This window comes from Pectobacterium sp. CHL-2024, assembly GCF_044751765.1.
Lineage (GTDB): Bacteria > Pseudomonadota > Gammaproteobacteria > Enterobacterales > Enterobacteriaceae > Pectobacterium > Pectobacterium brasiliense.
Genome location: NZ_JBIXKO010000007.1, coordinates 206,218 through 217,437, shown reverse-complemented (window position 1 = coordinate 217,437; position 11,220 = coordinate 206,218). Strand labels below are relative to the sequence as shown.

Here is an 11,220-nt window from a genome sequence, read left to right as displayed (position 1 = left end):
TACGTTGAGCTAACCAGTACTAATGACCCGAGAGGCTTAACCTTACAACACCGAAGGTGTTTTAAAGACTCATAGAGAACGATATTCAGCTTGTTCAGAGATTGGTTCTGGTGGTTGTGTGACACAAAAAAGTGAAACATAACGGCTGGAATGAAACAGAATTTGCCTGGCGGCGATAGCGCGGTGGTCCCACCTGACCCCATGCCGAACTCAGAAGTGAAACGCCGTAGCGCCGATGGTAGTGTGGGGCTTCCCCATGTGAGAGTAGGGAACTGCCAGGCATCAAATAAGTGGAAAGCCCTCGTCGAAAGACGAGGGCTTTTTGCTATGGGGAATTTTGGAGGTTATCTGCAACGATTTACTCACCGTTGTGGATCTATTGCGGTTTATCCGGCAGATAACCTGACCGCCAAGAGATATGGGGGCGAAAATCGACGTCCTACTAGACATTACCCAATGGTTCAGTGTGAGCGGTAGTCTATTCCGCACTACAGACTGTTATTTTTGAGCCATTGTCGGATAAAAGCAGCAACCTGTTCTGGTTGATTGATATCGAGCACAGGAAGTCGGGTGTCTATCTCCGTATCCGCTGCAATCGCAATGACATATTCATCGATCAAATCACTTAATTCTCTACCCAACGATTGGCGAAACAAGGTTATTTTAGCGATCTTCTCGTATTTGAATCCCTCAACCAGCACTAGATCGAGAGCTGATGCATCCATTTTCCCTGCTAGATCGTAAATATTGGGTTCTTCCTGATCAGGCGTCTCCGTCATCAGCGCCCACCGTTGGCTGCTGGCGACAATCGTTTGTGCTGCGCCTGCCTTACGGAGCTCATAGTTATCTTTACCTGGCGTATCAATATCCATCTGATGATGTGTATGTTTAATAAGCCCGACTCGAACGCCATGATGCGTCAGCAGCGGGATGACGTGTTTAAGTAATGTCGTTTTACCTGTACCGCTATAAGCAGTAATAGCGAGCAAGGGGACACGATTAGGATTCACGGTGTTGCTTCTCCCAATTGGATAAATCTTCAGGCGAATTCATATTGCGAAAAGCTTCAGGCTGATCGCTAAATGAAACGGCGTTTGCTCCAACCTGTTCCATAAATAGCATCAGCTTACGGTTTCCGAGATGCAGATAGGCCTCTAGTGATTCAATAAGGTTTTTATTGATTAAGAGTAATGTGGGATGTGGCCGTTCTCCATCAGTGGCATAAGCCGCATTAGCTTCCCCACGTGCTTGCCACAAGCGGTTTACCAGATCGCAAGGGAGTGCCGGGACATCGCAAGGGACGAATGCAACCCATTCGGATGGAGAGGCATGTAATCCGCTCAGAATACCCGCCAGCGGGCCTGGGAAGCTTGTATCAACGTCACTAATAACGTGGCAGCCACTTCGCGCATACACAGCCTGATTGCGATTAGCGCTGATCATGACTTCATTAACCTGTGCTTTAAGCCGAGACAGAACATGCAGATATAGCGGCTCACCGTTCAGTGCTATCAGACCTTTATCGTGCCCGCCCATGCGTGTTGCCCGTCCGCCTGCGAGAATAACGCCTGTAATCATTTCACTTTCCAATTATCGATGCCCACTTTCCTCTACCGAAAGTTTGTGGGGCTAAACCATACGCTATTCTCTGAAAACTTTCGCAGAAGACCAAATTCTTTCCTCATGTGAGCAAGGCTGTTATTTTTATCGCTATATACTCAATAGCGCTCAAGTCGCTTCCTGCATATTGAAATTTATTGAGTACAAATCGTTTTTAAGGAGAAAAAAATGAAATGTCATCGTGTTAATGAGTTGATTGAGCTGTTGCACCCAGCCTGGCAAAAAGAGCCCGATTTAAATCTGGTGCAATTTTTACAAAACCTTGCACAGGAGGCGGGGTTCGAGGGGCAGTTAAATGAACTGACTGATGATATCCTTATTTACCATCTAAAAATGCGTGATGCAGATAAAGAACAAGTCATCCCCGGGTTGAAGAAGGATTACGAAGAAGATTTTAAGACAGCTTTGCTTAGTGCCCGGGGAGCTATTAAAGACTAGTGGAAAGGAATAACACGTTCATGATGCTAACTATTGCACGCATACCTCTTACGTTGCCTCTAACCATTTGTGGCCGTGATGAATAGTTCGATATTTAATTTTCAGACACTATTCCCAGATCTGATCGTGGATGCCTTGCTGGATGTTGGGCTGCGCGTTGATTCTGGTTTGACGGCATTAAACAGTTATGAGAACCGAGTGTATCAGTTTGCGGATGAAGATCGTAAACGATTCGTGGTGAAATTTTATCGCCCGGAACGGTGGAGTGCAGCGCAGATTCAGGAAGAGCATATTTTTGCCCAGCAATTGGCAGAAGATGAAGTCCCTGTTGTCGCGCCCGTCTCGCTTAATGGGCAAACGTTGAACGTCTATGAAGGGTTTCATTTTGCCGTATTCCCCAGCGTGGGTGGGCGGCAGTATGAAATGGATAATGAAGACCAGCTAGAGTGGGTCGGTCGTTTTCTCGGCCGGATTCACCAGACGGGGCAGAAATCGTTATTCACCGAGCGTCCTACGATCGGGGTAAATGAATACCTGCATGAATCTTATCGGTTGTTGGAGACATGTCCGCTAATACCGAAAATACATCGACATGATTTTTTACAAGCGACCCGTCAACTGATTGATACAGTTGAAACTTATTGGCATAACGACTGGCGACCACTGCGTCTGCATGGGGATTGTCATCCAGGCAATATTTTGTGGCGTGATGGCCCGCTATTTGTGGATTTGGATGATGCCCGTAATGGCCCGGCAATACAGGATTTATGGATGCTGTTGCACGGTGACCGTCGTGAACAACGTATTCAACTGGATATCTTGTTAGAAGCCTATAGCGAATTTGCGGAATTTCAGGAGAAAGAGCTCTCGCTGATTGAGCCTCTTCGCGCGATGCGGCAGGTTTATTATTTAGCTTGGGTTGCCCGTCGCTGGGAAGACCCCGCTTTTCCGAAAAATTTCCCCTGGATGACGGATGCTGATTTCTGGTTGAAGCAAACGGCAATATTTATTGGGCAAACTCAGCTGTTGCAGGAACCTCCTCTACAGCTAATGCCAATGTACTGAAATTAAATGGAGAGAGTTAAATTTATGAAAAAGTTATGGCTTGCGCTGATTGGCGTTGTTCTGGCATTTAGTGCTTCTGCTGCAGAGTTTTCTGACGGCAAGCAATATGTAGAATTAGATAAACCTGCAACCCAAGAGCCTCAGGTTCTTGAGTTCTTCTCATTCTATTGCCCGCACTGCTATCAATTTGAACAGGTTTACCACGTTCCAGATGCAGTAAAAAAAGCGTTGCCAGAGGGTACGAAGATGACACGTTATCACGTGGACTTCCTGGGCCCATTGGGTAAAAACCTGACGCAGGCATGGGCTGTTGCTATGGCGCTGGGCGTTGAAGATAAAATTACCCCGCTGATGTTTGATGCGGTTCAGAAAACACAGACTGTACAAAAACCGGAAGATATTCGCGAAGTCTTTGTGAAAGCCGGCGTGAGTGCGGAAGAGTTTGATGGTGCTCTGAATAGTTTTGTTGTGAAATCTCTGGTTGCCCAGCAGGAAAAAGCGGCCGCCGATTTACAATTACGCGGTGTTCCAGCCATGTTCGTTAACGGTAAATATATGATCAAGAATGATGGTCTTGATACCAGTTCAATGGATGGGTATGTAAAACAGTACGCTGACGTGGTGAAGTTCCTCATTACCAAGAAGTAATTATTTAATAAGTCATGCGGGTAAAACCGCATGACTTTATACCTTCCCGCGGTTCATCTTCTTATCTTTTATATCTCATCAGTTCGCAATATCTATTTATCTGTTTGTTTATATCCACAAATTGGATGACGGTTTATCACGCCTTAAAAATAAACAGGTTATATTATAACTTCATGAAATTAATGGGTATAAAAAAATAACTTAAGATAATAGGGGAAATTAGCAATTAAGCGGATAAAACTATTCACAAAGTTATCCACAGGAAGATCTTGCGAGGATCCATGCAAAATCAGCCAATATCTCACGTTAAGGATCGTCTCTTTCCCTGACCTATGGCATGCTTAGCGCTATGACAGACCACAACGATCATGGCAGGCTATGGCTCAGATTGCAGAAAATCCTTTAATACTGGTAGACGGTTCATCCTATTTGTATCGTGCTTATCACGCTTTCCCACCGTTAACAAACAGCGCGGGAGAAGCCACCGGTGCAATGTATGGCGTACTGAATATGCTACGCAGTTTGCTGTTGCAATATCAGCCCAGCCACGTTGCCGTCGTTTTTGATGCGAAAGGAAAAACGTTTCGCGATGAACTGTTCGAAAATTATAAGGCTCACCGCCCACCGATGCCGGAGGATCTACGCGAGCAAATAGAGCCTCTGCATAAGATGGTGAAAGCGATGGGACTGCCGCTTCTGGCGGTTTCCGGCGTAGAAGCGGACGATGTGATTGGTACGCTCGCCGTTCAGGCTGAAAAAGCGGGTAAATCGGTGCTGATTAGTACCGGCGATAAAGATATGGCGCAGCTGGTGACGCCGAGCGTGACGCTCATTAATACCATGAATAACTCGATTCTTGGCCCACAGGAAGTGTGTGATAAGTACGGTATTCCTCCTGAGCTGATTATCGATTTTCTTGCGCTGATGGGGGATGCATCAGATAACATTCCCGGTGTACCTGGCGTGGGTGAAAAAACGGCTCAAGCGCTATTGCAAGGGCTCGGCGGGCTGGATTCGCTCTATGCCAATCTTGATAAAATTGCCGGGCTTTCCTTCCGTGGTGCGAAAACCATGGCGCCGAAGCTGGAACAGCACAAAGACGTGGCCTACCTCTCTTATCAGCTAGCCACTATTAAAACGGATGTCGAGCTGGAACTTAGCTGCGATCAGCTCACCGTTAATGAGCTGGATGTGGATGAGCTGCATCGTCTCTTTTCCCGCTATGAATTTAAACGCTGGTTATCAGATGTTGAATCAGGCATCTGGATGCAGGGTAAAAAGAGCAGCCAGCCTGTTCAGGCTGCGAGTAACGCGGTGGTTGAGCAAGTTGCTGAAGAAGATAATGCGCCTACACTTTCTGCCGACGGTTATGTCACGATTCTTGATGAAAAAACGCTGCTCGATTGGATTGAGCGTTTAAAACAGGCTGAAGTTTTCGCTTTTGATACGGAAACCGACGGGCTGGATACACTCACCGCTAATCTGATTGGGCTGTCATTCGCCATTAAGCCGGGTGAAGCCGCTTATTTGCCGCTGGCGCATGACTATCTGGATGCGCCGGAACAGTTGGATCGCACCAAGGTGTTGGCCTTGTTCAAACCGCTGCTGGAAGATGAGAAGCTGCTTAAGATTGGTCAGAATCTCAAATTTGATAAAGGCGTGATGCAGCGGTATGACATCGATTTACGCGGCATCGCGTTTGATACCATGCTGGAATCTTATGTGCTCGACAGCGTGGCGGGCCGCCACGATATGGATAGCCTGGCCGAACGCTATCTGAGCCACAAAACCATTACCTTTGAAGAGATCGCGGGTAAGGGAAAAAATCAGCTGACGTTTAATCAGATTGCGCTGGAACAGGCTGGTCCTTATGCAGCCGAAGATGCGGACGTTACGCTGCATCTGCACCAGAAGCTCTGGGGGAAACTCCAGCCGCATGCCGATCTGTGCCAGGTTTTCCAGACTATTGATATGCCGCTGGTGCCGGTTTTATCCCGCATCGAGCGTACAGGCGTACTGATCGATCCTGCTATTCTCGCGGAACACTCAAAAGAGCTCACAATCCGTCTGGCAGAGCTGGAAACACAAGCCTATGAGCTGGCGGGCGAAGAGTTCAATCTCTCATCGACCAAGCAGCTACAGGGTATTCTGTATGAAAAACAAAAGCTGCCGATTCTGAAGAAAACGCCAAAAGGCGCACCGTCAACCAATGAGGAAGTGCTGGCTGAACTGGCGCTGGATTACCCTCTGCCGAAGTTGATCCTGGAATATCGTGGGTTGGCCAAGCTGAAATCTACTTACACCGATAAGCTGCCGCTGATGATCAATCCGGCGACGAAGCGTGTTCATACGTCTTATCATCAGGCTGTTACCGCGACCGGGCGTTTGTCCTCCAGCGATCCGAACCTGCAAAATATCCCGGTGCGTAATGACGAAGGGCGCCGTATTCGTCAGGCATTCATTGCACCGAAGGGCTACAGCATTGTTGCGGCGGACTACTCGCAAATCGAACTGCGTATCATGGCGCACTTATCCGGTGATAAAGGGCTGTTGAACGCGTTTGCTAACGGGTTGGATATCCACCGGGCAACGGCGTCAGAAGTATTTGGCACCGCATTGGATAAGGTGACATCGGAACAGCGTCGCAGTGCGAAAGCGATCAACTTTGGTCTGATCTACGGCATGAGCGCATTTGGTCTGTCGCGCCAGTTGAATATTCCCCGTAGCGAATCGCAGAAATACATGAACCTGTATTTTGAGCGTTACCCGGGTGTGCAGGATTACATGGAGCGTACGCGCCAACAGGCCGCAGAGCATGGCTATGTGTCCACGCTTGACGGTCGCCGTCTCTATCTGCCTGATATCCATTCTCGTAATGCGATGGCGCGTAAAGGCGCAGAACGTGCGGCGATTAACGCCCCAATGCAGGGCACCGCTGCTGATATTATTAAGAAAGCAATGATCGCGATTGACGATTGGCTACAGAAAGACACGCCGAAGGTGAAGATGATCATGCAGGTTCACGATGAATTGGTTTTCGAGATTCATGATTCGGTTATTGAAGAATCCATTAGTAAAATCAAAGCATTAATGGAAGGTTGTATGCAATTGAATGTTCCGTTACAGGTAGACATCGGTACGGGCATGAACTGGGATGAAGCACATTAATGGCCGATTCTTGCGCTATTTCTGTAATTAAATAACAGTATTGTGTGACCTGGTTTAACTTTGTGTAATCGATAACCATTTTCTATGAAAGTAAACAACAAAAAAGCCTTTGTTCCCGTGAAAAAATAGGGTAGAGTTAAAGACGTAGGGTACAGAGGTAAGATGTTCTATCTTTCAGACCTTTTACTTCACGTAATCGGATTTGGCTGAATATTAGCCGCCCCGCTCAGTTTTGAGCGGGGCGTTTTTTATGGGCTTTATCCAGAGTTTTTACCCTCAAAACGCCGGTAGCCGTGTAGCAGACAGCAACATGTAAGCACGGTTTCGTGTGTGAAAATAACGTCTCGGGTGGGCGATCATTGCGGGAAAGCGGGGCGTGATGCGAGTGATGATACTCTGCACCACGCGAAAGGATTACTCTGCTTCTTGTTCTTCTTCAGCGTGTTCCAACGTGCTGAACCAGTTATCCAATTTCTGCCGTAGTTTATCGACGCCGAGCTTTTTCAGTGACGAAAATGCTTCGACCTGAATATCACCCATAAATGGCAAGACAGCCTCGCGAACCATGTTCAACTGTGTCTTACGCGCGCCTGAAGCCAGCTTATCGGCCTTGGTCAGCAGCACTAAGACTGGAAGCTGAACATCAACAGCCCACTGAATCATTTGCTGATCGAGATCTTTCAGCGGATGGCGAATATCCATCAGCACAACCAGACCCTTAAGGCTGTTACGCTTTTGCAGATATTCACCGAGCGCACGTTGCCATTTGATCTTCATTTGCTCCGGCACTTCGGCATAGCCATAGCCGGGAAGGTCGACCAAACGCACGCCGTCTACCACCTGAAACAGGTTAATCAACTGAGTACGGCCTGGCGTTTTACTGGTTCGTGCCAGGTTTTTCTGGTTGGTCAGCGTGTTCAGTGCGCTGGATTTTCCGGCATTAGAGCGCCCAGCAAAGGCCACTTCAATACCGCTATCTGTTGCCAGATGGCGAATATCCGGGGCGCTGATGATAAAACGCGTCATGTGGTAGTTATATTGCTGGGTCACGATGGTTATCTCTATCTGGATCTCTGTCTGGTTGGGGATTATACCTGTAACTGACAATAAAGGCGGCTTTATCTGTCGTGAAATGCAGCAGACTGATGCGAAAAGAAAAGCTCAGCTGTCTGATGTGGACGCTTTTTTATTCGCGGGCTTTCTGCTAGATTCCGCCGCACTTCCCTTATATCTGTGTACCTGAGAACAATATTATGAACCGACCTGTCAAAGGGGCTGCCGATAAGGCAGGGAAACCCAAAGTAAAAAGAAAGACCCGCGAAGAGCTGGAGCGTGAAGCGCGCGATCGGAAAAAAGATAAAAAGCATCGTGGCAACGCGTCGGGCAGCCGAACTCAGGAAAAAGCGTCCAACGATCAGCGTTCTGGTCAGCGTAAAGCTGTCGATCCGCGTATCGGCAGCAAAAAGCCGGTACAGCTTGGTGTGTTAGACAGCGCTGTGGCTAAGCCGAAGCCTAAATCGAAGCCTTCTGAACCAGTGGAGAAAGCCGTTGCTGCGAAGCCGACAATGTCGCCGGAAGAAGAGCTGGAAATGTTAGAAAACGATGCGCGCCTGGATGCCTTGTTGGATCGTCTGGATAGCGGCGAGACGCTAAGCGCTAAAGATCAGTCATGGGTTGATGAAACGCTGGATCGTATTGACATCCTGATGGAAGAGCTTGGAATTGAGCTGGGTGATGATGACGAAGAAGAGCCGCAGGAAGATATGTTGCAGCTTTTGAAACGTAATAACCCGAAAGACACGTTCTAATCAATGAAATGGCTGTTTCTGTTCCTGATATTGCTGGTTGCGTTTTATCTGCTCTGTCTGTTCAGTAAACTATGGCTATTGTCGAAGCGTAAGCATCGGTTGCACCGCGCCCTGTTTAACGGGCGCATGAATCAGGTGCGACGCCTACGCCCAAGACAAAAACGCCGGGAGCGTTTTTGAACGTCACAACGTGACGGCCCTTTAGGGCGAGTCTCATGGATGAGACGAGTAACAAAACGCCGGGAGCGTTTTTGAACGTCACAACGTGACGGCCCTTTAGGGCGAGTCTCATGGATGAGACGAGTAACAAAACGCCGGGAGCGTTTTTGAACGTCACAATGTGACGGCCCTTAGGGCGAGTCTCAAGGATGAGACGAGTAACAAAACGCCGGGAGCGTTTTTGAACGCCATTTTTGGTGATCTGAAGGAGGGGAAGGATAACCCACCGAGTAAAAACTGGAAGGAGTGAGCGAATATGTCGATACCGTCCGTTGACTGGGATCTGGCCCTGATTCAAAAATATAACTATTCTGGGCCGCGTTATACGTCTTATCCCACAGCGTTAGAATTCAGTGAAGCTTACGATGAGCCGGCGTTTCAGCAGGCCATTGCCCGTTATCCGCAGCGACCGCTGTCGCTGTATATCCACATCCCTTTTTGCCATCGGCTGTGCTATTTCTGCGGCTGTAATAAGCTGGTTACGCGTCAGCAGCATAAAGCGGATGAATACCTTGATGTGCTGGAGCTGGAAATCCGCCAGCGTGCGCCGCTATTCGCTGGACGAACGGTGACGCAATTGCATTGGGGTGGCGGTACACCAACCTATCTGAATAAAGTACAAATCAGCCGACTGATGTCACTGCTGCGCGAGCAGTTCTCTTTTTCCGATCAGGCTGAGCTGTCGCTTGAAGTCGATCCGCGAGAAATTGAGCTGGACGTCCTCGATCATCTGCGTGCCGAAGGGTTTAACCGCCTGAGCATGGGCGTGCAGGATTTTAATAAAGACGTGCAGAAGCTGGTCAATCGTGAGCAGGATGAAGACTTTATTTTTGCCCTTATTGAACGGGCAAAAGCGCTAGGCTTCACCTCAACCAATATTGATTTGATTTACGGCCTGCCGAAACAAACGCCGGAAAGCTTCGCCTTTACGCTACAGCGCGTTGCGGAATTAAGCCCGCATCGGCTTAGCGTCTTTAACTATGCGCATTTACCCAGCCTGTTCGCCGCACAGCGCAAGATTAAAGAAGCGGATTTACCGAGCGCCGAGCAAAAGCTGGACATTCTGCAACAGACGATTGGGTCGCTGACGCAATCGGGCTATCAGTTTATCGGTATGGATCACTTTGCTCGCCCAGACGATGAGCTGGCGGTGGCGCAGCGAGAAGGGAAACTGCATCGCAATTTCCAGGGCTATACGACGCAGGGCGACAGCGATCTGCTTGGGATGGGCGTTTCGGCGATTAGTATGATCGGTGATAGCTATGCTCAGAACCAGAAAGAGCTGAAGCAGTATTATGCGCAGGTCAAAGACCAAGGGAATGGCTTGTGGCGTGGGTTACAGCTGACGCGTGATGACTGCCTCCGCCGCGATGTGATTAAGACGCTCATTTGTAATTTCCAGCTCAGCTATGCGCCCATTGAGGCGGAATATGCTATCGATTTTAAAACCTACTTTGAGCAGGATTTAGCACTGCTTGCTCCGCTGGTGGCCGATGGGCTGGTGGAGAGTCAGGAGGACGGGCTGGTGGTGACGCCGAAAGGACGGTTGCTGATCCGCAATATCTGTATGTGCTTTGACGTTTATCTACGTAGCAAGCTCAGAACACAGCAATTTTCCCGCGTGATTTAACTGCTCGGAGAGGGTGGCTATCCTGGGAGGAAAAAGGCTTTAATGACAAGGAGATCGCATGTTTTCAGATAAAGAGATAGCCAGAGAATATCGGGATAAGGCACTTAACCTCGCGAACCTCATGTACAACGAGGTAAAAACATTACAGGGGAAAGTGCCTGAAGACGAGCACAAAAAATTTCGTGGCGTTGTAGGGAATGGCATTGTGGACGTATTCGATAAGCTGATTAAAGAGATTGAAGCGATGCATCCTGACCTGAAAGTGGCTGACATGCCAGCCTATGCGGACGCTGAAAAACGTAAATAAAAAACAGCCAGTCGATGTTAGTACCGACTGGCTGTTCTCAAACGTTTATAGCCGTCATACTTCAAGTTGCAGGTGTGTTGGCTGCGTTCACTCACCCGAATCACTTACCTGAGTAAGCTCATCGGGATTCCTTCTCTTGCCGCCTTCCTGAAACTCGAATTATTTAGGGTATATAGGATTAACTAAAGAAGTTAATCAGTGCGGCACACAAAACGGCGGCAATAGCAGCCTGCGGCGAATGGCTTGCCGCGGAGCCAATTTCAGCGCCGTGTGTTGCAACGGAAAGCGTTGCCGCAGAAATCAATGAATCCAGCATG

12 protein-coding genes and 1 rRNA gene are annotated in these 11,220 nt (G+C 48.4%); 9 read left to right on the top strand and 4 right to left on the bottom strand.

Features of this window, described 5'->3' with window-relative positions; genetic code table 11:
• The first annotated feature begins 165 nt into the window (after window positions 1–165).
• A 5S ribosomal RNA gene (gene rrf / locus ACIPUG_RS13065) occupies window positions 166–281 on the top strand.
• Window positions 282–488: 207 nt separating this feature from the next.
• On the opposite strand, the gene mobB is transcribed toward rrf, so the two are convergent.
• Both mobB and mobA read right to left on the bottom strand, forming a co-directional pair.
• Window positions 489–1,010: a molybdopterin-guanine dinucleotide biosynthesis protein MobB gene (gene mobB, locus ACIPUG_RS13060; protein WP_400338679.1), complete on the bottom strand. Its 522-nt coding sequence runs from the start codon at window positions 1,008–1,010 to the stop codon at window positions 489–491.
• Window positions 1,000–1,578, bottom strand: a complete 579-nt coding sequence (gene mobA, locus ACIPUG_RS13055) for a molybdenum cofactor guanylyltransferase MobA (RefSeq protein WP_400338677.1) — start codon at window positions 1,576–1,578, stop codon at window positions 1,000–1,002. The genes mobB and mobA overlap by 11 nt, the downstream gene beginning before the upstream one ends.
• A gap of 210 nt (window positions 1,579–1,788) precedes the next feature.
• Between mobA and ACIPUG_RS13050 the strand changes: the two genes are divergently transcribed.
• The 4 genes from ACIPUG_RS13050 to polA all read left to right on the top strand — a co-directional run bounded on the left by ACIPUG_RS13050 (window position 1,789) and on the right by polA (window position 6,939).
• Window positions 1,789–2,058 (top strand): YihD family protein, encoded by a 270-nt coding sequence (locus tag ACIPUG_RS13050; protein WP_400338675.1) that lies wholly within the window; start codon window positions 1,789–1,791, stop codon window positions 2,056–2,058.
• Window positions 2,059–2,136: 78 nt separating this feature from the next.
• Window positions 2,137–3,123 (top strand): serine/threonine protein kinase, encoded by a 987-nt coding sequence (locus tag ACIPUG_RS13045; protein ID WP_285668351.1) that lies wholly within the window; start codon window positions 2,137–2,139, stop codon window positions 3,121–3,123.
• Window positions 3,124–3,147: 24 nt separating this feature from the next.
• On the top strand, window positions 3,148–3,771 hold the full coding sequence (gene dsbA, locus ACIPUG_RS13040) for a thiol:disulfide interchange protein DsbA (protein WP_010281626.1): 624 nt from the start codon (window positions 3,148–3,150) through the stop codon (window positions 3,769–3,771).
• Between the two features lie 378 nt (window positions 3,772–4,149).
• Complete coding sequence (gene polA / locus ACIPUG_RS13035; protein WP_400338673.1) at window positions 4,150–6,939, top strand: DNA polymerase I; 2,790 nt, start codon at window positions 4,150–4,152, stop codon at window positions 6,937–6,939.
• 414 nt (window positions 6,940–7,353) lie between these two features.
• Here polA and yihA read toward each other — a convergent pair whose 3' ends face one another.
• Entirely contained in the window at window positions 7,354–7,989 is a 636-nt protein-coding gene (gene yihA, locus ACIPUG_RS13030) for a ribosome biogenesis GTP-binding protein YihA/YsxC (protein WP_029367904.1), read from the bottom strand.
• 203 nt (window positions 7,990–8,192) lie between these two features.
• Between yihA and yihI the strand changes: the two genes are divergently transcribed.
• The 4 genes from yihI to ACIPUG_RS13010 all read left to right on the top strand — a co-directional run bounded on the left by yihI (window position 8,193) and on the right by ACIPUG_RS13010 (window position 10,903).
• Complete coding sequence (yihI, locus tag ACIPUG_RS13025) at window positions 8,193–8,747, top strand: Der GTPase-activating protein YihI (RefSeq protein ID WP_400338671.1); 555 nt, start codon at window positions 8,193–8,195, stop codon at window positions 8,745–8,747.
• Between the two features lie 3 nt (window positions 8,748–8,750).
• Window positions 8,751–8,927, top strand: coding sequence for a hypothetical protein (locus ACIPUG_RS13020; RefSeq protein ID WP_164669126.1), 177 nt, complete (start codon window positions 8,751–8,753; stop codon window positions 8,925–8,927).
• Window positions 8,928–9,222: 295 nt separating this feature from the next.
• A complete protein-coding gene (gene hemN, locus ACIPUG_RS13015; RefSeq protein WP_039463576.1) occupies window positions 9,223–10,596 on the top strand; it encodes an oxygen-independent coproporphyrinogen III oxidase in 1,374 nt (457 codons plus the stop codon).
• Window positions 10,597–10,654: 58 nt separating this feature from the next.
• Window positions 10,655–10,903, top strand: a complete 249-nt coding sequence (locus tag ACIPUG_RS13010) for a hypothetical protein (RefSeq protein ID WP_014913636.1) — start codon at window positions 10,655–10,657, stop codon at window positions 10,901–10,903.
• A gap of 178 nt (window positions 10,904–11,081) precedes the next feature.
• On the opposite strand, the gene ACIPUG_RS13005 is transcribed toward ACIPUG_RS13010, so the two are convergent.
• The gene (locus tag ACIPUG_RS13005) at window positions 11,082–11,219 is read right to left on the bottom strand and encodes a YshB family small membrane protein (protein ID WP_010281646.1); all 138 of its coding nucleotides are present in this window, start codon (window positions 11,217–11,219) and stop codon (window positions 11,082–11,084) included.
• Between the last annotated feature and the right edge of the window lies 1 nt (window position 11,220).